This window comes from Desulfovibrio piger ATCC 29098, from assembly GCF_000156375.1.
Taxonomy (GTDB): domain Bacteria; phylum Desulfobacterota; class Desulfovibrionia; order Desulfovibrionales; family Desulfovibrionaceae; genus Desulfovibrio; species Desulfovibrio piger.
Map to the genome: position 1 here is coordinate 131,930 of NZ_DS996361.1, position 25,190 is coordinate 157,119.

24 protein-coding genes are annotated in these 25,190 nt (G+C 65.4%); 10 read left to right on the plus strand and 14 right to left on the minus strand.

What is annotated here, in order from left to right; translation table 11 throughout:
* The first annotated feature begins 192 nt into the window (after positions 1–192).
* The 4 genes from DESPIG_RS12280 to DESPIG_RS12295 all read left to right on the plus strand — a co-directional run bounded on the left by DESPIG_RS12280 (position 193) and on the right by DESPIG_RS12295 (position 5,542).
* The gene (locus DESPIG_RS12280) at positions 193–1,170 is read left to right on the plus strand and encodes an HlyD family secretion protein (protein ID WP_040370163.1); all 978 of its coding nucleotides are present in this window, start codon (positions 193–195) and stop codon (positions 1,168–1,170) included.
* Positions 1,170–3,068: an ATP-binding cassette domain-containing protein gene (locus tag DESPIG_RS12285; RefSeq protein ID WP_006009297.1), complete on the plus strand. Its 1,899-nt coding sequence runs from the start codon at positions 1,170–1,172 to the stop codon at positions 3,066–3,068. Before DESPIG_RS12280 ends, DESPIG_RS12285 begins: the two co-directional genes overlap by 1 nt.
* A 195-nt stretch (positions 3,069–3,263) precedes the next feature.
* Entirely contained in the window at positions 3,264–4,403 is a 1,140-nt protein-coding gene (locus DESPIG_RS12290) for an ABC transporter permease (RefSeq protein ID WP_006009299.1), read from the plus strand.
* The gene (locus DESPIG_RS12295) at positions 4,403–5,542 is read left to right on the plus strand and encodes an ABC transporter permease (protein ID WP_006009301.1); all 1,140 of its coding nucleotides are present in this window, start codon (positions 4,403–4,405) and stop codon (positions 5,540–5,542) included. The genes DESPIG_RS12290 and DESPIG_RS12295 overlap by 1 nt, the downstream gene beginning before the upstream one ends.
* 21 nt (positions 5,543–5,563) lie before the next feature.
* On the opposite strand, the gene DESPIG_RS12300 is transcribed toward DESPIG_RS12295, so the two are convergent.
* Positions 5,564–6,286 (minus strand): potassium channel family protein, encoded by a 723-nt coding sequence (locus tag DESPIG_RS12300; RefSeq protein ID WP_006009303.1) that lies wholly within the window; start codon positions 6,284–6,286, stop codon positions 5,564–5,566.
* A gap of 340 nt (positions 6,287–6,626) precedes the next feature.
* Here DESPIG_RS12300 and DESPIG_RS12305 point away from each other — a divergent pair, with 340 nt between their 5' ends.
* Positions 6,627–7,019, plus strand: coding sequence for a fluoride efflux transporter FluC (locus DESPIG_RS12305; protein ID WP_006009305.1), 393 nt, complete (start codon positions 6,627–6,629; stop codon positions 7,017–7,019).
* Between the two features lie 12 nt (positions 7,020–7,031).
* On the opposite strand, the gene DESPIG_RS12310 is transcribed toward DESPIG_RS12305, so the two are convergent.
* From DESPIG_RS12310 to DESPIG_RS12345, 8 genes are all read right to left on the minus strand, one after another.
* A complete protein-coding gene (locus DESPIG_RS12310) occupies positions 7,032–7,955 on the minus strand; it encodes a LysR family transcriptional regulator (protein WP_040370206.1) in 924 nt (307 codons plus the stop codon).
* A 192-nt stretch (positions 7,956–8,147) separates the two neighbouring features.
* Positions 8,148–8,465, minus strand: a complete 318-nt coding sequence (locus tag DESPIG_RS12315) for a DMT family transporter (protein ID WP_006009311.1) — start codon at positions 8,463–8,465, stop codon at positions 8,148–8,150.
* 226 nt (positions 8,466–8,691) lie between these two features.
* Entirely contained in the window at positions 8,692–9,315 is a 624-nt protein-coding gene (locus DESPIG_RS12320; RefSeq protein WP_006009315.1) for a flavodoxin family protein, read from the minus strand.
* A 295-nt stretch (positions 9,316–9,610) separates the two neighbouring features.
* A complete protein-coding gene (locus tag DESPIG_RS12325; protein WP_006009317.1) occupies positions 9,611–10,480 on the minus strand; it encodes a DMT family transporter in 870 nt (289 codons plus the stop codon).
* A 502-nt stretch (positions 10,481–10,982) separates the two neighbouring features.
* A complete protein-coding gene (locus DESPIG_RS12330) occupies positions 10,983–12,347 on the minus strand; it encodes a phosphohexomutase domain-containing protein (RefSeq protein ID WP_006009322.1) in 1,365 nt (454 codons plus the stop codon).
* 121 nt (positions 12,348–12,468) lie between these two features.
* On the minus strand, positions 12,469–13,161 hold the full coding sequence (locus tag DESPIG_RS12335) for a B3/B4 domain-containing protein (protein WP_006009324.1): 693 nt from the start codon (positions 13,159–13,161) through the stop codon (positions 12,469–12,471).
* A gap of 507 nt (positions 13,162–13,668) precedes the next feature.
* Positions 13,669–14,493, minus strand: a complete 825-nt coding sequence (locus DESPIG_RS12340; protein WP_006009328.1) for a metallophosphoesterase — start codon at positions 14,491–14,493, stop codon at positions 13,669–13,671.
* Between the two features lie 19 nt (positions 14,494–14,512).
* The gene (locus DESPIG_RS12345) at positions 14,513–15,838 is read right to left on the minus strand and encodes an MFS transporter (RefSeq protein WP_006009329.1); all 1,326 of its coding nucleotides are present in this window, start codon (positions 15,836–15,838) and stop codon (positions 14,513–14,515) included.
* On the opposite strand from DESPIG_RS12345, the gene DESPIG_RS13925 reads away from it, so the two are divergent.
* The 3 genes from DESPIG_RS13925 to DESPIG_RS12355 all read left to right on the plus strand — a co-directional run bounded on the left by DESPIG_RS13925 (position 15,837) and on the right by DESPIG_RS12355 (position 18,821).
* A complete protein-coding gene (locus DESPIG_RS13925; protein WP_006009330.1) occupies positions 15,837–15,995 on the plus strand; it encodes a hypothetical protein in 159 nt (52 codons plus the stop codon). The genes DESPIG_RS12345 and DESPIG_RS13925 overlap by 2 nt on opposite strands.
* 118 nt (positions 15,996–16,113) lie before the next feature.
* Positions 16,114–17,226, plus strand: coding sequence for a LacI family DNA-binding transcriptional regulator (locus tag DESPIG_RS12350; RefSeq protein ID WP_006009332.1), 1,113 nt, complete (start codon positions 16,114–16,116; stop codon positions 17,224–17,226).
* 95 nt (positions 17,227–17,321) lie between these two features.
* Positions 17,322–18,821: an outer membrane homotrimeric porin gene (locus tag DESPIG_RS12355; protein ID WP_006009334.1), complete on the plus strand. Its 1,500-nt coding sequence runs from the start codon at positions 17,322–17,324 to the stop codon at positions 18,819–18,821.
* A 254-nt stretch (positions 18,822–19,075) separates the two neighbouring features.
* Here DESPIG_RS12355 and DESPIG_RS12360 read toward each other — a convergent pair whose 3' ends face one another.
* From DESPIG_RS12360 to trpB, 3 genes are all read right to left on the minus strand, one after another.
* Positions 19,076–19,633 carry a Fe-S-containing hydro-lyase gene (locus tag DESPIG_RS12360; RefSeq protein ID WP_006009336.1) on the minus strand — a complete coding sequence of 186 codons (558 nt, stop codon included), beginning with the start codon at positions 19,631–19,633 and terminating at the stop codon, positions 19,076–19,078.
* 9 nt (positions 19,634–19,642) lie between these two features.
* Positions 19,643–20,488, minus strand: a complete 846-nt coding sequence (locus DESPIG_RS12365) for a fumarate hydratase (RefSeq protein WP_006009337.1) — start codon at positions 20,486–20,488, stop codon at positions 19,643–19,645.
* A 265-nt stretch (positions 20,489–20,753) separates the two neighbouring features.
* Positions 20,754–21,980, minus strand: coding sequence for a tryptophan synthase subunit beta (trpB, locus tag DESPIG_RS12370; protein ID WP_006009340.1), 1,227 nt, complete (start codon positions 21,978–21,980; stop codon positions 20,754–20,756).
* Positions 21,981–22,174: 194 nt separating this feature from the next.
* Here trpB and thyX point away from each other — a divergent pair, with 194 nt between their 5' ends.
* Complete coding sequence (gene thyX / locus DESPIG_RS12375) at positions 22,175–22,972, plus strand: FAD-dependent thymidylate synthase (protein WP_006009344.1); 798 nt, start codon at positions 22,175–22,177, stop codon at positions 22,970–22,972.
* A 66-nt stretch (positions 22,973–23,038) separates the two neighbouring features.
* Here the strand turns inward: thyX and DESPIG_RS12380 are convergent, their stop codons facing one another.
* Positions 23,039–23,218, minus strand: a complete 180-nt coding sequence (locus DESPIG_RS12380) for a hypothetical protein (protein ID WP_040370166.1) — start codon at positions 23,216–23,218, stop codon at positions 23,039–23,041.
* A 130-nt stretch (positions 23,219–23,348) separates the two neighbouring features.
* Entirely contained in the window at positions 23,349–23,807 is a 459-nt protein-coding gene (locus DESPIG_RS12385) for a Fur family transcriptional regulator (RefSeq protein ID WP_006009348.1), read from the minus strand.
* Between the two features lie 250 nt (positions 23,808–24,057).
* Between DESPIG_RS12385 and DESPIG_RS12390 the strand changes: the two genes are divergently transcribed.
* Positions 24,058–24,972 carry a DMT family transporter gene (locus tag DESPIG_RS12390; protein ID WP_006009352.1) on the plus strand — a complete coding sequence of 305 codons (915 nt, stop codon included), beginning with the start codon at positions 24,058–24,060 and terminating at the stop codon, positions 24,970–24,972.
* Positions 24,973–25,190: the final 218 nt, after the last annotated feature.

Here is a 25,190-nt window from a genome sequence, read left to right on the forward strand (position 1 = left end):
GCCATCCCCGTCCCCGCCCGGATGGACAGGGAGGGACAATCTTCGTATGCTGCCTAGCCTGAGGGCCCTGACGGTCGCATCCGGCCGGTATCATGCCGGATTCCCGAGCCGGGCCCAGAAATGGAGACTTGTCCGGGGCTGCGGGGCGCAGAGGGGATGCCTTCCTGCCCGGGCTCCATGCGGGAGAGAGATATGCGGCAAAAGATTCTGGCAGCGGTGCTGCTTGTGGGCGTGGCCGTGGCGCTGGGCTGGTATTTCCTGTGGGACGGGACGCAGGGGAACCTGGTGCTGTACGGTAATGTGGAGATCCGCCAGGTGGATGTGAGTTTTCGCGTGGATGGCCGCATCGCCCAGGTGCTGGTGGACGAAGGCGACAGCGTGCGCGCCGGGCAGGAGCTGGCCCGTCTGGACGATGACCTGCTGCGCCAGCAGCGGGACCAGACAGCGGCCCAGCTGGCCGGGCAGAAGGCCCAGTTGCTGCGTCTGGAGCGCGGCTACCGCACGGAAGAAGTGGAGCAGGCCCGTGCCGCCGTGGCCCGTGCCCGTGCTGTGGCCGACAATGCGGCCATCAATTTGAACCGCATCAGCGCCATGCGCGCACGCAACGCCATCTCCCAGAAGGAGCTGGACAATGCCCGCAGCTCGGACAGGTCGGCCCGGGCGGAACTGCGCTCGGCGCAGGAACAGCTGGACATGCTGCTGTCCGGCTACCGTGAGGAAGAGGTGCTGGCCCAGCGGGCGGCGGTGGATGCCGCTGCTGCGGCTCTGGAACTGGCCGAGATCCGGCTGCGTGACGCCCTGCTGACCGCGCCGCAGGACGGCATCGTCCTGACCCGTGCCCGTGAGGCGGGGGCCATCGTGCAGGCCGGGCAGACCGTGTACACCTTGAGCCTGGTGGACCCGGTGTGGCTGCGCGTCTATGTGGACGAGCCGCAGCTGGGCCGCATCAAGCCGGGCATGGCCGTGCGGGTGCGCGTGGATGCGGTGCCGGACAAGGAATTTTCGGGCCGGGTGGGCTTCATCTCTCCGGCGGCGGAGTTCACGCCCAAGAGCGTGGAGACAATGGAAGTGCGTACCTCGCTGGTCTACCGGCTGCGGGTGCAGGTGGACGATCCCGACAACGTCATGCGGCAGGGCATGCCCGTGACCGTGACCCTGGTGGAGCCCTAATGTCTTTCTGGTCCGCCTGGTGGCGGCGCCGGGCAGCCGGGGCGCCGGACACGGCCCGGCCTGAGGACGGTCCTGCCGGTGACGGCCACAGGAACGGGGACGCAGGGCGCAAGGCCGCTGCCGCCCCTGAGGCCGGGCAGGAGGCCATGATGCCGCGGGACGGCATCGCCGTGGAGTTGCGCGGCCTGGCCATGCGCTTCGGGGCCGTGGAGGCCCTGCGCGGGCTGGATGCCCGCATCCCGGCCGGGCGCATCACCGGTCTCGTGGGGCCGGACGGTGCGGGCAAGACCACCCTGCTGCGCCTGCTGGCCGGGCTCATGGAACCGGCGGCGGGACAGGCCCTGCTGTTCGGCCGTCCCGCCCGCGAGGTGGCGGCGGACGCTCCCAACAGCATCGGCTACATGCCGCAGCGTTTCGGCCTGTATGAAGACCTTTCCGTCATGGCCAACCTGCGCCTGCACGCCCGTCTGCGCGGTCTGGAGGGCGAGGCCCGTGACGCCCTGTTCGACAGGTTGCTGGCCTTCACTTCGCTGGGGCCGTTCACCCGCCGTCTGGCCGGACGTCTTTCCGGCGGCATGAAGCAGAAGCTGGGCATCGCCTGCGCCCTTCTGGGGGCGCCGCGCGTGCTGCTGCTGGACGAGCCCGGCGTGGGCGTGGACCCCCTGTCGCGGCAGGAGCTGTGGCAGATGGTCAGCGAGCTGAGCGATGACGGCATGACCGTCATCTGGTCCACGGCCTATCTGGACGAGGCCGCGCGCTGTCCGGGCATCATCATGCTGGACGGCGGCCGCATCCTTTACGACGGCCCGCCCGAAGGGCTCACCGCCCGGGTGGAAGGGCGCGTGTTCCATGTGCCGCCGGGTAGCGAGGGCAGCAAGGCGGCCCTTGCCCGCTGGACGCGGACGCCGGGCGTGGAGGACGCCCTGATGCAGGGCAGCCGCATCCGTGTGCTGCTGGGGCGGGATGCTCCGGAAAGCACGCGGGCCGCCGTGCGCGATGCCGGGGGCGAGAACGTCCCCGCCCGTCTGGAAGATGCCTACATGCACATGGTGGGCGGTCTCAATCAGGAGCCTTCGCCCTACGGCAGGACAGGAGGCGACGGCAGCGGCCATGTGCCGCAACTGGCCGTGGAAGCGCCGGAACGCATCGTGGCGAAAGAGCTGACCAAGCGCTTCGGCGATTTCACGGCGGCGGACCACATCAGCTTCACGGTGCGCGCCGGGGAGATCTTCGGTCTGCTGGGGCCCAACGGCGCGGGCAAGTCCACCACCTTCCGCATGCTTTGTGGCCTGTCGCGGCCCACGTCGGGGCAGTGCAGCGTGGACGGCGTGGACCTGCTGCGTGCGGGCAGTGCGGCGCGTTCGCGTCTGGGCTACATGGCGCAGAAATTTTCCCTGTATCTGGACATCCCGGTGCGCGAGAACATCCTGACCTGTGCGGAGCTGTACGGCCTGGCCCCGGAACGCCGCAAGGCCCTGCTGCCCGTTCTGGCGCAGGCCCTGGAGCTGACGGACTTTCTGGACAGCCGCACCCACAGCCTGCCGCTGGGGCAGAAGCAGCGCCTGGCCCTGCTGTGCGCCACCCTGCACGAGCCCCCGGTGCTCTTTCTGGACGAGCCCACATCGGGCGTGGACGCGCGTACCCGCCGGGATTTCTGGAAGCATATCACGGCCATGACCGAAGCCGGGGCCTCGGTGCTGGTGACCACGCATTTCATGGAAGAAGCCGAATACTGCGACCGCATGGCCCTCATCTACCGGGGCGCCATGATCAGCATGGGCACGCCGGACGCGCTCAAGGCCTCCTGCCGGGGCATGGAGGGCGTTCCCGACGACCCCACGCTGGAGGATGCCTTCATCGCCAGCATCCGGCGCTATGATGCAGAGCACCCGCAGTAAGGAGTGGCACCGCCTGCGGGGAAAAGGATATCCCGGCTCCCGCGCGCTGTCGTGATGGCCGCGAGCTTGCTGGCTGACGGGCGCGCCCCTGCGCCGGCGCACTGTCAGGGTGCCCGGTCAGGCAGGGCGTGCGGGACGGGAAAAAGGATCGAGAAATCAGGTAGCTATGACGGCAGGCCGGGAGAGGGAACACTGATGCAAGAACGTCTGTCACGCCGCCTCTGGGTGCGGCAATTGCTGGCCCTGGTGGGCAAGGAATTCCAGCAGATCGTGCGGGACCCCTCGTCCTATCTGGTGGCCGGGGTGCTGCCCCTGCTGTTCCTGCTGCTCTTCGGCTACGGCATCACTCTGGACGCGGGCGTCTTGCAGCTGGCCGTGTTCAACCAGAGCGGCGGTCAGCATTCGCGGGCCCTGCTGACGGACTTTGCCCATTCGCCGCACTTCGTCATCCGCTCCATCGGCCATATGCGCGAGGGCGAGCGCCTGATGCGCGAATCCTCCGTGCAGGGCATCCTGGTGCTGGGCCAGCAGTTCGACGCCCAGCTGGACAGGGGCGCCGCGGCGGACGTGCAGCTCATCGTGGACGGCACCGAACCCAACGTGGCCCGCTTCATCCAGAGCTATGCGCAGGCCGTGCTGCTGCGCTGGCAGGGGGCCCGGCAGGCGGGCGGGGTGCCGCAGGCTAGCCCGGTGAGCATCGAGGAACGTTACTGGTACAATCCCACGGCCAAGAGCGAGCGTTTTCTGGTGCCTGGGGCCATCACGGTCATCATGACGCTCATCGGCACCCTGCTGACCTCGCTGGTCTTTGCCCGCGAGTGGGAGCGCGGCACCATGGAAGCCATGCTGGCCACGCCCGTGAGCCGCTGGCAGATGCTGCTCGGCAAGCTCATCCCCTATTACTGCATGGGCATGTTCAGCATGGGCCTGTGCGCGCTGGCCGCCGTGACCCTGTTCGGCGTGCCCTACCGGGGCTCGGTGGGGGCGCTGCTGTTCATCTCCTCGGTATTCATGCTCTGCGCCCTGGGGCAGGGCCTGCTCATCTCCGTGAGCCTGCACAGCCAGCTGCAGGCCGCCGAGGCCGGGCTTTTTTCCGGCTTTTTGCCCGCCCTGCTGCTGTCGGGCTTCGTGTTCGACATCAACAGCATGCCGCCCGTCCTGCAGGCCATCACCCATCTGGTGCCGGCCCGTTATTTCAACACCTGTTTGCGGACGCTTTTCCTGACCGGGGACGTCTGGGAACTGTTCTGGCCCTGCTTGGGGGCCATGAGCCTGCTGGCCCTGCTCATGCTGGGCCTGGTCTATAAAAAGCTGGTCAAAAGGCTGGATGTCTGATGCTGCGCGATGCCCTTCTGCTCCATATCCGGCGCATGCTGGCCATCGTGCGCAAGGAATTGCTGGTCCTGTTCTGCAACCCCATCTCCCGCATGCTGCTCATCGTGCCGCCGCTCATGCAGATCGTCGTGTTCGGCTGGGCCGCCACCATGGAAGTGCGCAATGTGGACGTGGCCGTGCTCGACCATGACGAAGGCCCCCTGAGCCGGGAGATCGTGCGCCGTCTGGAGGGCTCGCCCACCTTCCGGCATGTGTTCTTCCTGCGCGGGCAGCAGGAGGTGCGTCCGGCCATCGAGCAGGAGAAGGCCCTGTTCGTCATGGTCTTCGATGCGGAGTTCTCCCGCCGGGCCGCCCGCGGCGAGCCCGTGACCGTGCAGCTGCTGCTGGACGGCAGGCGTTCCAATGCGGCCCAGATCGCGGCCTATTATGTGCAGGTCATGCTGGCCGAGGTGGCCGCGCAGACGCCGCTGGGGCGGCAGGCCGCGCGGGCGGGCGGCGGCAGCCTGGACATCCGGCAGCGCAGCTGGTTCAACCCCAATTTCGAGTTCCAGTGGTTCTTCCTGCCCAACCTCATCGGCATGCTGAGCTTCATGCTGGGGCTGGTGGTGACGGGCCTGTCCATCGCCCGCGAGCGCGAGGCGGGCACCTTCGACCAGCTGCTGGTCTCGCCGGCCACGCCCACCGAGATCGCCCTTGCCAAGCTCATCCCCGGCTGCGTGGTGGGGCTGGCCCACGGCACCATCTTTTTGCTGGTCTCGGTCTTCGGTTTCGGCGTGCCCTTCACGGGCTCGGTGTTGCTGCTCTATGTGGCCATCTTCATCTTCTCGCTGGCGGCGGGCGGCATCGGCCTGATGATCTCTTCCCTGTCCTCCACCCAGCAGCAGGCCTTTTTGGGCGCCTTTACCGTGGGCGTGCCCTGCATCCTGCTTTCCGGGGCCGTGACGCCGGTCATCAACATGCCGATGGTTTTGCAGCACGGCAGCCAGCTCAACCCCATCCGCCATTTCACCACCCTGGTGCAGGGCGTGTTCCTGCGCGACATCACCTTCGAGGCCGCTTCCGTGAGCCTGCTTAAGATCTGCGCCATCACCGTGGTCTGCGTCTGCGTGGCGGTGTGGATGTTCCGTCGCCGCGTGTAAGGCCTTGTGAGAGGAGCGCGGCTACGGGTTCTCTTTGGAGGCGGGTTCCTTGTCCGCCTTCTGGACGGGGCGGCTGGCAAAGGTGCGGCCCACGATGGAGGCGATGACCACCAGCGAATAGATGTTGGCGGACAGGGACACCAGCACGGTGGCATTGCGTGCGGCCCAGGAAACGGGCGTGATGTCGCCGTAGCCGATGGTCATGAGGCTGATGTAGCTGAAGTAGAAAAGATCCTGCAGGCTCACGCCGTCGGGATCGGGGCCCCGGAAGGAACCGGGCTGGAAGCTCTCCAGCAGCAGGAAGAGGAAAAAACCGCTGTAGCCGATGAGCAGCAGGCCGGAAAGGCCCGCGCAAAGGGTCTGCCGGGCATCCAGATGCAGGCGGTGTGTCTGGGCGCGGTAAAGCTGGATGAAGACTTCCAGCAGGATAATGAAGAAGAACAGGCCGTGCAGCAGGAGCAGGCTGAGCTGGAGCGCCCGGGGCATGGAAGACAGCGCCTGGAAGGGATGCAGGGCCAGGATGCCCGCGGCCGTCAGGGCCGCTGCCCAGAAGCCCGGACGAAGACGCCCGTACAGATTGATCCCGGCCAGCAGTTGCAGGGGCAGGTAGCAGGCCTGGGCCGTACCGCCATAGATTTTTCCGGGAAAAATGATATTCAGCAGGAACATGCAGGCGAGGGAAAGCAACAAGCCCTCGAAACGGCGAAAATGCCACCAGCGGCGTCCGTGCAGCAAGGGGAACATGGGACCTCCCGGTCAGACAGCTTCAGTGCGGGAACAAGCAAACCATGGCCTGCCGGGGCAGACAGAGGATGAGGCGCGGCCATGACCCTGCCTTTGCCGTGTCGGCGCGGACAGCAGAGGTTACCGGGCATCGCTCCAAAGCCGACCCTAAAGCAGAAGCGCGGGATTGCAAAGCCCGGATGCCCGCCATTGCGGCGCTGGCGTTCTCCTGCCGGGAGCGGACGCGCCCGGGATGCGGGACATACGTCAGTGCCTTGCCCGCGGAGCCTTGCCGGTGCAAGGACGGTGATGGCCGCGGCGGCGTCAGGTGCGGCGCGCCGGCCTGCGATCATGATGGAGGATGACGATGGATGTGACGGCGCTGCGCAATTGCGGCCTTCTTTTTCTGGCGGGCGGGGCAGGGGCCCTGGCCCGCTACGGCGTTTCGGAACTGGCCAATACGCTGGTGGGGCGGCAGTACCCGCTGGGGACCTTTGTGGTCAACGTGCTGGGCTGCTTCCTGTTCGGGCTGATCTGGGAGCTGGCCGCGGTGCGCCTGCTCATCTCGGATACGGTGCGCCTGATCATCCTGGTGGGCTTCATGGGCTCGTTCACCACCTTCTCGTCCCTGATCTTCGATTCCTTCGCCCTGGGGCAGACCCGTCTGGCCCTGCTGCTGTTCAATATCGGCGCCCAGACCATCCTGGGCTTCGCGGCCCTTTTCCTGGGCATGACCGTGGGCAAGCACTGGTAGCCCCGGCCCGGTTCAGCGTCCCCCTTCCTCCGGCGGCAGCTCGCGCAGGCGTTCCACCAGCCAGCGCCCGGCCGTGCCCAGGGGCTCGACCCAGGCCAGCTCCACCGCTGTGGTGCTGATGCCGTCGTCGAAGTCCAGCTCCAGCAGTTTGAGCCGCCCCTGTTCCACGAAAGGACGGGCCAGCTGGGCAGGGAAGACCGCAAAGCCCATGCCCGCCAGCAGCATCTCCTGCAACTGGTAGAACTGGCTGTAATGCACCAGATGGCTGCTGAGGCGGAAGCTGTCGTAAAAGGCATCGGAACTGATGACGCCCGGCAGGGGCAGGATCTGGCGGTGCCGCAGCAGGTCGTCCAGGGAAAGACTGCCCCGGATGCGGCTCAGGGGATGGTCGGCAGCGGCCACCACGCGCCAGATGATGCGCCCGGCCATGACCGACTGGCCGCCGTGATCGTAGCGCAGCCGTGCCGGGGCCAGCAGGATGTCCACCGTATGGCGGGCGCTGCTGTCCAGCTGGCGCAGCTTGTCGCAATGCAGGACGGAATCCTCGCCGTCATACAGGAATATCTCCAGCAGGGGGAAGGTCCGTTGCAGCTCCACCAGAGCGGCCCGTACCTCCGGGAACATGACGAAGCCGTGCAGGCCGATGCGCAGCTGCCCTTCCTGCCCCTGTCCCCGTGTGGCGGCCAGGTTCTCCAGCCCTTCCAGACGCGGGATGATGTCCAGGGCATGGAAGTAGAACTGCCGCCCCAGGTCGGTCAGCACCGGGCTGCGGCCCGGACTGCGCCGGAACAGGGGCGCATCCAGATCCTGTTCGAAATGCCGGATGACCTGCTGCACGGCCGCGCCGCTCACGCCCAGACGGCGCCCGGCGGCCGCGAAGGAGCCGGTCTCGGCCACGGCCCAAAGATAATGCAGGCGTTCCGTGGTGATGATCATGCGTGCCTCCCGCAGGCAGGGCATCCGGGGCGTTGACACGGGGCGTCCCAAACATCCTGCCGCCATGCCGTCCGCTTTGTCCTGACGGTCGCTCCTGCCGTTTCCTTTACCGGACGGGGCGTCCTCGGTACCGGGCAGCCTGTTTTTTCAGGCGCTCCCTTTTCCTTCTCCCGTTCCTTCCGTCCCGTTCCGTCAGGCCAGTTTGAGCAGGGCCACGCCCGCGATGATGAGCGCGATGCCCGCAAGCCGCAACGGCTGTACGGGGTCGCCGAAAAGCAGGGCCCCGGCCAGAAAGGTACCGGCCGCGCCTATGCCTGTCCAGACGGCATAGGCCGTCCCGATGGGGATGTGCTTCTGGGCCATGAAGAGCAGGGTGCCGCTGACGAGCATGCAGACGCCCGCCATAAGGAAGCCGGGCACACGCCACAGGCCCGATTGCGTCCATTTGAGGCCCAGCGGCCAGCCTATCTCGCACAGTCCTGCCAGTATCAGGAGCAGCCATGCGTTCATCCTGCTTCCTCCTTCCACGAAAATGTGGTGCTGATGGTCCGTGTCCCGGCGGGGACGATCCCGTTCTTATAGCACGGGATGACGGAAGCGGTCTTGCACGAGCGTAAAGCGCGGCTTTCAGGCTGCCATAAAAAAGAGGCCCGCAAAGGGCCTCTTCGTCATGACCTGTCAGGAAGGACGGACGCAGGGGACGTGCGCATGGCCGCCCCGTGGCTGCCGTTCCGGTCTAGCGGATGAAGTTGGTGGGCTGCCAGGGTTCCACGGCAGGCGGCGTGATGCCCGCCTTGCGGCCGGCCTCGATGCACTGCAACAGCCAGGCCATGTTGTCGCCCAGGGTGCGCATGATCTGCAGGCCTTCGGCGTCCTGCACGGCCTCTTCCGCATTGTTGCCGTGGATGGAGTTCCAGTACTGGGAGGAGACCACGGGCATGCGGGCGATGGTGAAATACTTGTTGAGGCGGTCGAAGGAGGCGCTGGCCCCGCCGCGACGGCAGCTCACCACGGCGGCCGCGGGCTTGAAGGCATAGGGCGCGGACTTCATGTAGAACATGCGGTCCAGCAGGGCGCACAGGCTGGCATTGGGACCGGCATAATAGACGGGCGAGCCCACCACCAGGCCGTCGGCCTCGCGCATGCGCTCGATGCATTCGTTGACCGGGTCGTCCTTGAAGATGCACAGGCCGGTCTGGGCGCATTTGCCGCAGGCGATACAGCCGCGGATGGCCTTGTGGCCCACGTGGAGGGTAGTGGTCTCGATACCGGCCTTTTCCAGTTGCCGGGCCACAGTGGCCAGGGCCGTGGCCGTGCTGCCCTTGGGATGGGGACTGCCGTTGATGAGCAGGACCTGCATGGAAATACTCCTTGGTTGAAAACGCCCGGTCGCCGACGCGCCGGGACCCTACAGATAAGGACTGTCCGCCGGGAGTAAAGGGGCCGGGCAGGATGCGGCAGAAATGGGAGAGGATCCGGCAGCGGGCCCCGTATGCGGGCTGGCGTGGATGTTCTCGCCAAGGGGCAGAGCACGGCAGGAGGCCTCCCGCTCAGGATGACGGGCCAGCGGGGCCGCATCCCGGCACGGCAGGCACGGAGCCTTGTGGCGGGCGCTGCCGGGACCGCACGCGTACTTTCCGGCACGCTCCCTATGGCTAGGCGCGCGCCCCGTCCGTCCTGTTCCCCGGCAGCTCGTTGGCCAGCGTGGCGCCCAGGATGAGGACGGTACCGCATAGCTCCGCCGGGCCGAAGGGCTGGTGCAGGAAAAGGGTGGCCAGCAGGATGGCGGTGACGGGATCCACATAGCTGAGCACGGCCGTGGTCTGGGCCGGAAGACGGCCCACGGCCGAGAAGAACAGGATGTAGACCAGGCCCGTGTGGACGATGCCCACCACCAGCAGCAGGAAGAGGGTGAACGGCTCGGGAGCAAGACCGTGCAGGTGCCCGCCCAGCAGCACATAGGGCAGCATGACCAGGGCGGCGGTGCAGAGCTGGCAGAAGGTGGTCTCCAGCGTATCCAGCCCGCGCAAGCGCTTGTTGAGGAGGATGAGGGAGCAGTAGAGCAGGGCGGCCGCCAGCCCGAAAGCGATGCCGCGCGGGTCCTGACGGCTGCCGGTGAACACGCCGGAGATGCACACGGCCCCCAGCACGGCCAGCAGGGTACAGACGATCTTGCGGCGGGTCAGGCGCTCGCCGAGCACCAGGGGCGAGAGCAGGATGACGAAGACAGGCGCCATGTAATAGCAGAGCGTGGCCACGGCGATGCCCGTATGGCGGAAGGCCTCGAAGAGGAAGATCCAGTTGAAGCCCAGGGCCGCGCCGGAGAGCAGGAGGCAGAGGGCGTTCTTGCGGATGGCTTGGCCGTGCAGGGGCGTTTTTTTCAGGCGCAGCACCAGCAGCAGGAAGAGGGTGCCGATGACGGCCCGGGTGCAGGCGATGACCGCCGGGGGCAGCGGGATATAGTGGACGAAGAGGCCGATGCTGCCCACGATGAACATGGCGGCGGCCAGTTTGATCTTTTCCATGGCGTGGTTCCCTGTGGTTCGTTTTTGGTTCGACAGGGCTTGAGAGGGGGAGGGGCGTTTTTGGGCAAAAACTGCCCCTCCCCCTCTCAAACTCTCCCCCGCCCCGAAAAAACCTTCTTCCGGTCCGGTCGCTGGTCTCCGTCGCTGCCTCGCGGGTGCCGCTATGCTGGTGTCAGCCCTCCGTGCCGCTGCGCAAGCCGAAAGCGGCCAACAGGCGTTTTTCCCCGTATCACCGGGGACCTGCCAGCACGCGCCCCAGACCGGCGGGCGCCGTGACGCCTCCCCTGTGTCCCGGGCGACCGGCATGGCGGCAATGGCAGCGGCAGACATGGGGAAGCCCTCCCCCGTATCACCGGGAGACCGGCAGCAGCGCGGTTGCCGCCGCCTCTTCCCTGTCCTGCCGGTGACCGGGATAAAAGTTTTTGGCAGGAGGAGGGGAGCGCGAGGGGAGGAGGGAGACCTTTTTTCAAAAAGGGCCCCTCCTCCCCTCGCCCATCCAGACTTACAGACCGGCGTCGATGAGGGCCAGCAGCTCGGCGGTCTTTGCTTCCAGCAGTTCCCTGTTGGCGCGGCTCTCCACGTTGAGGCGCAGCAGGGGCTCGGTGTTGGACATGCGCAGGTTGAAGCGCCAGTCGCCGAATTCCAGATTGACGCCGTCGATGGCGTCTTCATAGGTGGCGGCGGGCGCGTAATGGTCGCGGATCTTGCGCATCAGGGCCGGGGCGTCGGCCACGCGGCGGTTGATCTCGCCGCTGCAGGGCCAGGCCTCCATGCGCTCGCGCACCAGCTCGGCCAGGGGCTTGCCGTGGCGCTGCATGGCCGCGATGACCAGCAGCCAGGGCAGCATGCCGGAATCACAGTAGGCAAAATCGCGGAAGTAGTGGTGGGCGCTCATCTCGCCGCCATAGACGGCATCTTCGGCGCGCATGCGTTCCTTCATGAAGGCGTGGCCCGTCTTGCCCATGACGGGGACGCCGCCGCCCGCTTGGATGAGCTCGCGGGTGTTCCAGTAGACGCGGGTATCGTAGATGATCCTGGCGCCGGGGAAGCGGGGGAGCAGCTCGGAGGCCAGCAGGCCCACCAGATAGTAACCTTCGATGAAGTTGCCTTCGTTGTCGTAGAAGAAGCAGCGGTCGAAGTCGCCGTCCCAGGCGATGCCCAGGTCGGCCTTGTGCTCGCGTACGGCACGGGCCGTGGCGGCGCGTTTTTCGGGCAGCAGGGGGTTGGGCACCCCGTTGGGGAAGGTGCCGTCGGGCTCCATCTGGCAGAAGATGAATTCGTGCGGCAGGTGCGGGGCCAATTCCTTGAGCAGCAGGCCTGCGCAGCCGTTGCCCGCATCGGCCACGATCCTGAGGGGCTTTTGCGCGGCGGCACCGGTGTAGTCCAGGATGCGGCGGACGTATTCCTGCCGGAAGCTGACCAGCGTCACCGGGGCTTCGTCCGCGGGCAGGGAGACGCCCTCCGCCAGCTGGGCCGCCACACGGTCGCGCAGGTCGCGCAGGCCGGAATCGCCGCTCACGGGCCGGGCGCCGCGCAGTACCAGCTTGAAACCGTTCTCGTCGGCGGGGTTGTGGCTGCCGGTGATCATGATGCCGGCGTCGAAATCCTGCCGGGCGGTGGCATCGTAGATCTCTTCGGTGCCGCACATGCCCAGGCTGAAGACTTGGGCCCCAGCCTGATGCAGGCCCGCAGCCAGCGCGGCGTGCAGACCGGGGCCGCTCAGGCGGGCATCGTAACCGAGGACGACGCGGCGTGCAGAAAAATGTTCGGCCACGGCACGGCCCAGGGCAAAGGCCAGCTCGGGGGAAAGGGGATCGGGCACCTTGCCGCGGATGTCATAGGCCTTGAAGCAGGAAAGATCGGTCATGGAAGCTCCTTGAGGGGCCGGTACGACCCGCAGGCAGGGGCGTTCCGGTGGGATGGCAAAAAGATCTGTCCGGCGCGGCGGGCGGCGCTTCGGCAGCGCCGCCACGGATGCCGGGGTGTCCCTAGCCCTGGACGCACCAGGGATCGCACAGGGGACGGCAGCGGCAAAAACGGGCAAAGGCGGCGGCACTGGTGCGCAGCGCCTCTTCCACGGGGGCCGCACCGTCAAAACCGTAGATGACGGTCAGGCAGATGCGCGTCTGATCGTCCACCAGGGCACGGGTGGAATCGCTGACGGGGCTGCCGAAGGGGCCCAGGGCGTCGGCCAACAGGGGCAGGTTCTCAAGATTGAGGCCGCCCTTGCCGATACCTTCGTAGGTCTCGCCCGGCAGGCCGCGGCGGAAGGTGATGTCGCCCCGGAGGTTGGCAAGGGTGTAGCTGCCGAGGGAAAAGCCAGTCTCCAGAGAGGCGATGTTGTTGGCATCCACCACGCTGTTGATGGCGTACAGCCCCTTGCCCTGTTTGAGGCGGCGGTACAGGGCCTCGGAAGAGATGCGGTAGCGGCCGGGATCCTTGCCGCAGGCCTTGCAGCTCGCGCGCGAGGGGCCCAGGTTGGGCCATTGGGACAGGGGCTCGCCTTCCATGCGGGCCACGAGACGGGGCGCCAGTTCGTCGTCCAGATATGCCTGGCAGTCAGGGCGGCTGGGTTCCACTTCCACTTCATGGACGAGACAGCCCAGGCAAAGGCCGGGCACACGGGCAAGGATGTCGGCATCGGGACGGATGATGGGACGGGTAAAGGAAGGAACGCTCACGGGATGATCCTTGGCAAAGTCTGTACGGCGTCACCGGCCGGTACGGTGGACGCGGAAGCGCGGGGACGTACCGGCGCGCCGGTCCCTGCGGCAAGGCAGGGACAAAAGCCGATTTTAGCACGGGGCGTCAGCGGCCTCAAGCCGGAGGGGTGGGGGCCGGAGCAGGAGGCAAGAGGCACACTCGCCATGGACGGGATCCGGGAAGGGCGGGGCAAGGACGTTTTGAGGGGGGACGGCGCAAGGGCGGGAAGGCCACGGGCGCATCTGCCCGCCGATGGCAGCAGCGGGCCATTGCCGCCTGTGCGCCTTTATCCCTGGCCGCGGTCGTGCCGCCTGCATCCTGCGTGCTCCCTCACCGTCTGTCCGGTGTGGACGCTAAGGATAAAAAAAGGAGCATCCGGGGGGATGCTCCTGCTGAAGGTGACGCACGGCACCGGAGTTGTGCGGCCGGCGCTGTGTGGACATGAAGGAAAAAAAGACGGCAGGCTTGCGCCTGCCGTCCTGGTATCAGTCTTCCACGGGATTGACGGAATCCGCGAAGGGATGGGGGCCGGAGAAGTCTACATCGGCGGGGATCTGGCACACGTGGCTGTTGAGGTGGCTGCCGTCCCAGTGATGCAGCATGTAGCCGGGCATCTCCATGCGGAAGGTGTCGCCGCCCTCGGGGCTGAGGTCGAGGTCGATCTGCATGGAGATGGAAGGCACGGTCAGGGCCAGGCCCTGCGCCCAGGCAGTGAAGATGGGCCGGTGCATGTGGCCGCAGCACAGACGGGCCCAGGGCGCGCGGGACAGCACGTCACGCAGCAGGTCGGCGCCTTCGAAGGGTTCGTCCATGGCTCCCATGCCCGTGATGAAGGGCGGATGGTGCATGAAGACCAGGGCCGGGCGGCTGCTATCTTCCTGCAGGCAGGCGTCCAGCCAGCGGGCCATGGCTTCGGGGCAGTGGCCGCTGTGGGAACCGGGCTCCATGCTGTCCAGCATGACCAGGCGCAGTTCGCCCATGTCCACGCAGTGGCAGACGCGCGGCGGCACGGGGCTTTCCTCGGGCACCCAGCCCTTGAGGATGGCACGCATGCGGTCGCGGCGGTCATGGTTGCCGGGCACGGCGTAGATGGGCACGGGCAGGTCGCCGAGGGCCTCGTAGAGCATGTGGTAGGCATGCTCGTCACCGCTGTCGGCCAGGTCGCCGGTGATGACGATGGCGTCGGGCATGCGGTTCAGGGCGTGCAGATAGGCCGCCGCCGTGCGCAGGCAGGCGGGCGTGTCCACCTTGCGGAAGGAGAGCTTGCCGTCGCCGCGCAGGTGCAGGTCCGATATTTGCAGGATTTCCATGATGACAACCCGTAAGCGCCTAGATATGCTCGGCGTCGTCACCGTGCTTGCGCTGGGCGGCGATGCTCTTGCGCTGGATGGCAAAGGCCGAGAGGGCGCTGGTCACGGCCGCGAGCAGGGTGAAGAGGCAGACATACAGGGGATCGCCTTCGTTCCAGTTGATGAGGAAGGTGCACAGACCGGGCACGATGCCGGCCACCAGGAAACCGGGGAACTGGTAGACGATGGAGATGCCGGTGTAGCGCACGTCCGGCGGGAACAGGTCGGAGAACAGGGCGGCCTCAGGACCGAAGACACCGGCGTAGAACACGCTGATGGGGATGATGATGGCCAGGGCGATGAGGAAAAGGCTGCCACCGCTGCCTTCCATGAGCCAGAACGAGGGGAAGATGGACAGACCGCAGAGCAGGCTGGACACGCCGTAGACCATGCCGCGGCCGTAGCGGTCGGCCAGGCGGCCGGCGATGAGGATGAAGGGGCACATGAGCAGGGCCGCGATCATGACGATGGTCAGGGCCTGGGTGCGCTCGATGCTGATGTACTGCACCAGGTAGCTGATGACGAACACGGCCAGCACGTTGAAGAACACGCCGTCGATCCAGCGGGCGCCCACGCCCAGGGCGATGTTGCCGGGATGGTTGCGGCAGACCTTGACGATGGGCAGGGTCTTGTCGGCGGTCTTGCCGGAATCCTTGGCCTTCTGGAAGTCGGGGGTCTCAAGGATGTGCAGGCGGATGTACAGGGCCACGCCCACCAGCACCACGCTGATGAGGAAGGCAATGCGCCAGCCCCATTCCAAGAACTGCTGGTCGGTCAGGCTGGCGGAGAGCAGGGCCACCACGCCGGAGGACAGGCACAGGCCCGTGGCCAGGCCCATCTGGGGGATGCTGGCATAGAAGGCACGCTGGCGCTTGCTGGCGTATTCGTAGGTCATGAGCACGGAGCCGCCCCATTCGCCGCCCAGGCCCAGGCCCTGCATGAGGCGGAAGGTCTGGAGGATGATGGGAGCGGCGATGCCGATCTGGGCATAGGTGGGCACCAGACCGATGCCGATGGTGGCGATGCCCATGATGAGCATGGTCAGCACCAGCATGCTCTTGCGGCCGATCTTGTCACCGAAGTGGCCGAAGACGAAAGCGCCGAAGGGGCGGGCCAGATAGCCGATGGCAAAGGTGCTGTACGCCAGCAGGGTCCCGATGAAGGGGTCGTCGGTGGGGAAGTAGAGCTTGTTGAAGACGATGCCCGCCACGACGCCGTAAAGGAAGAAATCGTACCATTCGATGGTGGCGCCCAGCAGGCTGGCCAGGGCCACGGTACGGATCTGTTTCTGGGAGGGAGGATTCATGCCTGCTCCTGAAAATTTTGTTGAAGTTTATTTAATTTTTAATCATCGGGGCCGCTCCTGGGCCGCCCGGCAAAAGACGCTGGGGAAAGGCTGCCATAGCAGAAAAAATAAGACAAGAGGGGTAAGGCCCGGACAGGATATTTTCATGGGATTGTAACATTTTTTTACCTAAAAAGGGCGGAGATCGGCCTTTTTGGCAGGCAGCCTTGATTAATTTTTAATTAAAAATTAAATTTAACAGCAACGGTTTTTATCTGCAGCGCAGGGAGGTGCCCATGCAACGCAGCCAGCGCGTCACTCTGGCAGACATCGCCGCCCGCAGCGGCGTCTCCACGGCCACGGCCTCCATGATCCTTTCGGAACGGCCGGACGTCTCCTTCTCGCGCGAGACGGTCCTCAAGGTGCGCGAGGCCGCCGAGGCCCTCGGCTACCGGGGCATCCGGCGGCACCGGCCCTCGCACCTCATGGCCGAGAAGTGCGTGGCCATCCTCTGCCCCAATGTGGTCAACCCCTATTACGCGACCCTGGTGCAGTCCGTGCAGGATGCCGCCGCCCGGCATGACTACGACACCATGGTCTTCCCCACCTACCGTGACGCCGCTGTGGAGGCCCGCCTGCTGCGCACCCTGTCGGCCGCTTCCGTAGGGGGCATCGTCTTTTGCGCCATGCCGCTGTGCCCGGCCCAGGCAGAGCTGGCCAACCGGGAGACGCCCGTGGTGGTCATCGGTGACAGGGACGCCAGCCTCAATCTGGATACGGTGGAGCTCAACAACTATAATGCGGGCGTGCTGGTGGCCCGCTATCTCATCGGGCTGGGGCACCGTTCCGTCGCCTGCATCGCCACGCCCCTGAACAAGGACAATTCCGCACGGCTGCGGCGCCTGGAAGGGCTGCGCGACGTGTTCCGCGAGGCCTGCCCCGAGGGCCGCTTCCTCGTCCGCACCTGCACCATCACGCCCGAGCAGGAGCGCGGCGACCTGAACATCGAGCACCGCACCGGTTACACCCTGGCCCGGCGCTGCATGGCCGAGCGGGACATCACGGCCTTCGTGGCCGTCAACGACATGGTGGCCTACGGCGTGCTGGACGCCATCCTGGAGAGCGGCGCACGGGTGCCGGAAGATTACAGCCTGTGCGGTTTCGACAACATCTATCCTTCCCACTTCTCGCGGGTGGGCCTGACCACGGTGGAACATCACATCGCCGAAAAGGGCCGCAGCGCGCTGGAGATGCTCCACAACCGCATCACCAGCGGCCCCGGGTGCAGCATCACCCGCGTGGAGGTGATGCCGGAGCTGGTCGTGCGCAGCAGCACCGGGCCCGCGCCCGTGCAGCGGCAGGCGGGCGGGCCGCTGGGCAGACCGCAGGCCGAAGACGACGGGCGGTAAAAAAAATTTGACGCACCATCTTGCCAGCCGGAACGCCGACGGCTATGCTGCCACCTGTCTTTCGGGACAGAAATTCGCCTTATGAAGGATACGCCATGAAAAAGATCGCAACGCTCCTCCTGGCCGCCGGCCTGCTGTTTTCCGCCGCGGGCATGGCCCAGGCCATCGACTTCAAGATCCGCGGCCAGTGGATCATGGCCTTTGATTACGGCGAGCATGGCGCCTTCACCGGCGGCAACGGCATGACCGGTTACAAGAAGGGCAACGAGGACAACTTCGAGGCCCGCCAGCGCCTGCGCCTGCAACTGGATGCCGCGGCCTCGGAAAACCTCTCCGGCTCCGTCATCTTCGAAATGGGCGACCAGATCTGGGGCCAGAGCGCCACCGGTGGTGCCCTGGGCGCCGACGGCACGGTGGTGGAAGTCAAGAACGCCTGGCTGGACTGGATGGTGCCGGATACCGACATCAAGGTCCGCATGGGCCTGCAGGGCTTCTTCCTGCCCAGCATGACCACCGGCAGCCAGGTGTGGGGCGATGATGCCGCCGGCATCACGGCCAGCTGGCAGATCAACGAGAACGTGGCCCTCACCGGTCTGTGGGCGCGTCTGTACAACGACAATTTCCAGGGCTACGGCGACGACGGCCTCCGCAAGAACTACATGGACAATGTGGACGTGGCGGCCCTGCTGCTGCCCCTGACCTTCGACGGTTTCCGTCTGACGCCCTGGGCCATGTACGCGGGCATCGGCCCCAACAGCCTCAAGGCCGACCACGCCAACGACTGGCAGAAGGTGGGCGTTTCCGGCATCCAGTATCTGGCGGGCATGCTGCCTGCCGGTGGCGCGGCCCACAACAGCCGCATGGACCTGTACGGCAACGCCTTCTGGGCGGGCCTGACCGGCGAGCTGACCCTGCTGGATCCCTGGCGCATCGCCTGGGACCTGAACTACGGTTCCGTGAGCTATGACGACGGCTCCGCCAACCGCGCCGGCTGGCTGGCCTCGCTGCTGGTGGAATACGATCTGGGCTGGACCAAACCCGGCCTTTACGGCTGGTACGCCTCCGGTGATGACGACGACCGCGGCAACGGTTCCGAGCGCATGCCCTATCTCAGCGTGGCCAACGTGCACAACGCCTGGTCGCACTATGCCTTCAACGGCAATGAATACATCTCCCGTGAAGGCGCGGTGGGCAACGGCATGACCGGCACCTGGGGCGTGGGCCTGCAGCTGCGCGACGTCAATGTCATCGAGGATCTGTACCAGACCTTCCGCGTCAACCTCATCGGCGGCACCAACGACCCCGGCATGGCCAAGTGGCTGTCCTCGCAGGGGCTGGCGGCCAACTCCGGCGCCCTGTCCGGGACGCCCGGCATGGACGGCCTGTACCTGACCCGCCAGGATTACGCTCTGGAATGGGGCCTGACCAGCACCACGAAGGTGACCGAGAACTTCACCGTGGCCCTGGATGTGGCCTATGTGGCCCTGTGGCTGGATCATGACGGCAGCGTGTGGGGCAACAGCCGCATGAACGGCCGCAACGACGAAGTGCGCGACGCCTGGAACTTCAGCCTTTCCTACATGTACAGCTTCTAGCAGGCTGCCCGCAGCCTGACGGTACGGCAAAGCAACACACAAAAGCGGCGGACGGGAAAATTCCTGTCCGCCGCTTTTTTATCGAATCTATCGAAACTGTTGCCGGGGGACCGGCAGGCATGGGCAAGCCCGTGTGGAGGGATGGCCGCCATCCTCCAGAATGAAACGCGTTGGGGGAGGGATGGGGGCGAGGGGGAAGGGGACCCCTTTGCGTGTCAGCCAAAGGGGTCTCCTTCCCCCTCATGATCTGTTCGTTACAGCTTCCTGTACGGGGCCTGGCCGGTCTCGTAGTAATTGTCGCCGGTGCTGTCGATGACCACGATGGCCGGGAAGTCTTCCACTTCCAGCGCGGCCACGGCCTCGGGGCCCAGGTCGGGGTAGGCCAGCACCGTATATTTTTTGATGCGCTGCGAGATGAGCGCCCCGGCACCGCCCACGGCCGCCAGATAGGGCACGCCGTGCCGCTTCATGGCTTCCACCACTTCGGGCTTGCGGTAGCCCTTGCCGATCATGCCGCGCAGGCCCTGCGCCAGCAGGGTGGGCGTGTAGGCGTCCATGCGTCCGGCGGTGGTGGGCCCGGCCGCGCCGATGGCCCGCCCCGGTTTGGCCGGACTGGGCCCCACATAATAGATGACCGCCCCGTCCAGATCCACGGGCAGTTCTTCGCCCCGGGCCAGGGTCTCCACCAGGCGCTTGTGGGCGGCATCGCGGGCGGCGATGATGGTGCCCGTGATGAGTACCCGGTCTCCGGCACGCAGGGAACGGGCCGTGGCTTCGTCGAAGGGAGCGCGGATACGTTTCATATCGGACATGGCAGCCTCCTACAGACGCACTTCGGCGTGACGCGCCGCATGGCAGTTGATGTTGACCGCCACCGGCAGGGAGGCGATGTGGGTGGGGGCCCATTCCACATGCACCTTGAGGGCCGTGGTCTCGCCGCCCAGGCCCTGGGGGCCGATGCCCGTGCGGTTGATGAGCTCCAGCAGCTCGTCCTCGAAGGCGGCATAGCGGGGATCGGGGTTGCGGCTCTCCAGATCGCGGGCCGCGGCGCGCTTGGCGCACAGGGCGGCCACTTCCATGGTGCCGCCCAGGCCCACGCCCACCACCATGGGCGGGCAGGAGTTGGGCCCGGCCGCCAGTACGGCGTCCAGCACCACCTTGCGCACGCCTTCGATGCCGTCGGCGGGCACCAGCATTTTGACCACGCTCTTGTTCTCGGAACCGGCGCCCTTGGGGGCCAAACGCAGGGTCAGGCCGTCGCCGGGCACGATGCGGGTGTGGATGACGGCCGGGGTGTTGTCGCCGGTGTTCTTGCGCTCGAACAGGGGCTCGGCCACACAGGACTTGCGCAGATAGCCGTCCACATAGCCGCGGCGCACGCCTTCGTGGATGGCGGCTTCAAAATCGCCGCCCGTGATGTGCACGTCCTGCCCCACCTCGGCAAAGACCACGGCCAGGCCAGTATCCTGGCAGATGGGGATGTCGTCCCGCGCGGCGATATCCGCGTTCTCCAGCAATTGTTCCAGGATGTTGCGCCCCACGGGCGAAGGCTCTTTGTCCAGCCGCTGCCGGAACGCGTCCCGGACATCGGCGGGCAGATGACAGCAGGCCTGCACGGCCAGCTTTGCCACGGCGGCACTGATGGTCGCGGCGTCGATCTCTCGCATGGTGTGCCTCGTCAGAATGGATTTGCCTGACCGGCCGTCCGCAGGGACGGGCCGTGGTCAGGAGATGAGCAGGGCCCCGGGCGCTCCCCGCTCTGTGCGGGGGCTGTCTTCCGGGACCGTGAGGTGGCGTTACCATCCAGGGGGATGGGATGTCACGCCTCTTGTCGCAAAAAAACAGACCGGCACATGACGTACCGGTCTGAGGGATCACGTTGGTGAAGGGGCCGTGGGGGAGGGAGCTCCCTTGCCCCTCCGGCTGTCACATCTAGTCGCCGGCAGGCACGAAGGCGCCGCTGTTCACCAGATCGGCCACCTGGGCCACGTCCTTGTCGCCGCGGCCGGACAGGTTCACCAGGATGATGGCGTCCTTGTCCATGGTGGGAGCCAGTTTCATGGCATGGGCCAGTGCGTGGGAGGATTCCAGCGCGGGCAGGATGCCTTCGTTGCGCGACAGGGCATAGAAGGCCTGCAGGGCCTCTTCGTCGGTGATGCTCACGTATTCGGCGCGACCGGCATCCTTGAGTTCGGCCAGTTCGGGGCCCACGGAAGGATAGTCCAGACCGGCGGAGATGGAGTAGACCTCGCCGGCCTCGCCCTTGTCGTTCTTGATCATGTAGGAATTGAAGCCGTGCAGAACGCCGGGCTCGCCGTAGCAGAGCGAGGCCGCATGCTGGCCGTAGCCGTTGCCGCGGCCGCCGGGCTCCACGCCGATAAGGCGCACGCCCTCGTCATGCACGAAGCCGGAGAACAGGCCCACGGCATTGGAGCCGCCGCCCACGCAGGCCATGGCCACGTCGGGCAGACGGCCGGCAAATTCCAGCATCTGGGCGCGGGCTTCGCTGCCGATGACGGACTGGAAGTGGCGCACCATGAGCGGGTAGGGGTGCGGGCCCACGGCGGAACCCAGCACATAGAAGGTCTCGGGCTCGTTGACCCACATCTCCAGGGCTTCGTCCACGGCTTCCTTGAGGGTACGCTGGCCGCTCATGGCCGTATGCACGCGGGCGCCCAGCATCTCCATGCGGGTCACGTTGAGGTGCTGGCGGACGACGTCCACTTCACCCATGCAGATGACGCATTCCAGGCCCATGAGGGCGGCACTGGCCGCGGTGCCCACGCCATGCTGGCCCGCGCCGGTCTCGGCGATGACGCGGGTCTTGCCCATGCGCTTGGCCAGCAGACACTGGCCGATGGTGTTGTTGACCTTGTGGGCCCCCAGGTGGTTGAGGTCTTCGCGCTTGAGCCAGATCTGCGCGCCGCCCAGCTTCTTGCTGAGGTTGCGGCAGTGGAAGACAGGGCTGGGACGACCGGCAAAGTGCAGCAGCAGGCGCTGCATCTCCTGCGTGAATTCGGGGTCGGCCAGGGCTTCCTTGAAGGCTTGGTCCAGTTCGTCCAGGCGGGCCTTGATGGCATCGGGCACATACTGGCCGCCGTACGCACCAAAGAAGCCCTTGCTGTCAGGCTGGCAGAAGGCTTTGATATCTTTGCTCATGATCGCTCCTTTACGCACGCTGCGGCGTGCGGATGCTTCAGTATCGGAAGCTATCTACACTATGCTGTCCGCTGGCGGGCGTCAAGGAAGCACGCAGGTCTGCCCCTTCCCGCACGGATTCCGCAAAAGCGGGGGCCGCTTGAGGCACAGGACATTTTCGTGTAGGTTCACCTTTCATTTCACAGGAGGCGCACATGCTGGATGAAAAATATACCGGGAACGGCAAAGTGGTGCTGCTGGCCGGGGGCGGCAAGATCTACACGGACATCGCGGCGCGTTTCGTGCGCAGCGAGCGCAGCCTGGAAGAGATAGTGGCCTCGCCCTATTCCCGGCAGATCGTGCGCAATATCCTGGAGAGCGGCCATCGTGCCGCGCTGGAATTCGACTTTTTCCTGTTCGGCGTGGAAGGCTATTCCCGCGTGACCGAGACCCAGCTGGTGCGCAAGCGCCTGGCTTCCTACCTCATCAAGTCCGGCCGTGCGGAGCTGGGCGGCAAGCGGCGTTTTTCCGTGGTCTATCCCGCCAGCGTGCGCGATTTCGGCGCTGAGGTGACCCTGCCTGACGGGCATACGGCCCGCCTGACCGGCCGGGATCTGGCCGATCTGACCCGCCAGTGGTACGACGCCGGGCTGGAAGCCGGGCTGCCGGAAGAAGACCTGCGCTATCTCAAGCCGCAGGCCACGGAATTCAAGGCCATCATCGGCATGAACGCCCATGCCCTGCTGGACTGGTTCTCCATCCGCTGCTGCCGCAACGCCCAGCACGAGATCCGCCACCTGGCCTGGCAGATGCTTTCCCTGTGCCGCAAGGCCGCGCCGGATCTGTTCCAGGGCGCCGGGCCCAGCTGTGTGCATCTGGGCTACTGTCCGGAGAACCGTTTGCAGAACCCCAAATGCCGCGGCCGCATCCTGACCCAGGAAGAGGCCCTGGCCATCCTGCGCGAGCATCGGGGCAGCCAGATCGCCCGTGCCGAAGAGTTCGAAGCGGAATAGCCGCCGGGCATATCCATAAAAAAAGAGGCCGCCCTCCCTTGGGAGTGGCGGCCTTTGCTTTTGGGATTACGGGAGCAGGTCCTGACGTTTGGTGGCAAGGCTGCATCCCTTGCAGCCAGCCTGCTGTTTGCCATCCCCGCAGCCGCAGGAGCACTGTCCCTTGCGGGCGGAGATGAAAAGTTTTCTGGCCATGAAGATCACGGCCACGGCCACTATGACGATAACGGCGATGCTTTGGCCATCCATGTTGTTGTCCTCGTTTCGGTCGATTTTTTGTAAGTATGTCTTAAATGAAAATGAAAATCAACTTTAATTAGTGCGGACCCACAAAAAAAGGGCGGAAGCATCCGCCCGCTGTCTCGATGGCCGGAACAGCTTATTGTTGCATTTTTTTCTGGCAGTCCGCGCAGATACCGGAAAGGATATGCACATGCCGCAAGAGCACGAAGCCGTGCTTCTTGGTCAGCTCCTGTTGCAGCTTCTCGATACGGGGATCGTAGATCTCGACGATCTTGCCGCAGGACTGGCAGACGATGTGGTCGTGGTGACTGTCGGGAGCGGCCACTTCGTAGCGGGTGATGCCGTCACTGAAGTGGATCTCCGTGGCCATGCCGGCATCGCACAGGAGCTTGAGCGTCCGGTAGACGGTGGTCTGGCCGATGCGCGGGTCCAGCTTCTGGACATGCTGATAGAACTCCTCCAGCGAGTGGTGGCCGGGGAGCTCAAAAAAAGCATCGGCGATGATCCGCCTCTGGGCCGTGGTGTTCAGGCCTTTGCGGCTCATGAACTCCAGGAATGCCAGCAATTCTGATCGGTCTTTGTTTTCTTCTTTCATAATTAGCCTTCCCCCGGGATTGTCATAGCATGGCAGGCATGGCCTGCCAAGTCTGAAGCTCTGTCCCGCATCATGGCGGGCAGGGCGCGGCAGCGGGGTGGGCCTGCCTTGACCATACTATGGGAAATAAAAGCCTTGTGGCAAGCATCCATCTGTATTTATTTGTTAAAAATAGCGCCCTCACTCCATGCCTTGACAGTTTGAAAAACTATGATACTTGGCCCCTATATTGTTTAGGAGGGGCGCGTCTATGCCTATTTCGCAAAAGTCCCTGCACGTCATGCTGCACCTTTTCCTGGTCTACATCTCGTGGGGATCCACCTATATCGGCTACAAATTCAGCCTTGGGGTGGCCGGTCCCTTCCTGGTCGGGGGCAGCCGCATGGTCATCGGCGGCATCCTCCTGGCATTGTTTTTGATGCTCACGGGGCGCTGGATACGGCCGGAGCGCAAGGACTGGATCCATGCCACCCGGATGGGCGTGTTCATGGTCCTGCTGGCAAGTGGTTTCCTGGCCAAGGGGCAGGAGAGCGTGGCTTCCTCCACGGCGGCGGTCATCACTGGTTCTACGCCCATCACCATGCTGGTGGCCGGCTGGCTGTTCGCCAATGAGCCCCGGCCGCGGCTGCTGCAGTGGACGGGCCTGGCTACGGGGACCTGCGGCCTTGTGCTGCTGGCCTACAGCCAGCAGAACGTGGGCGGCGTACAGCAAAGCAGCATCTCCGGCATGATCTGGGTCTTCACGGCAACGCTCGGCTGGGTGGCCGGTACCCTGCTGACCCGCCGTTTTCCTTTCAAAACGCGGCTTGCCAGTTTGCAGTCCTGTGCTTTGCTCATTTTCATGGGCGGCCTGGAGTGCCTTGTGGTCGCCTTCCTGGACGGCGAACACCATGGCATCCGGTACGAGAACATCCACTGGCCTGTGGTCGTGGCCTTTGCCTGGATGTGCACCGGCGGTTCGGTCATCGCCTATGCCTGCTATTTCTGGCTGCTGGAGAATGTCCCCATCGCCACGGCCATCTCTTATGAATATGTGGTGCCGGTCATCGGCATCTTTCTGGGCTGGCTGCTGGGCGGTGAGATGCTGACCTGGAAGATGCTCCTGGCCTGCACCATGACCGTGGGCTCCGTCTTCTTCATCATGTGGCACCGCGAAAAGCACTGACCCCCCTTTCAGCGGTCTGGGCCCCTTCCCCGGAAGGGGCTTTTTTTATGGGGAATTTTGGGAATCAATATGCTGAAAAAATTGATGAATCGTCACGGATTCTTCATATTGCATAAAAAATAATATGAAATGCTTTGCATTTTTTGCAGAGAGCACTATTGTCTCTTCTAGCGGATTGAAAATAAGTGATCCACGATGCGGAAGCGCCTTTTTGATGG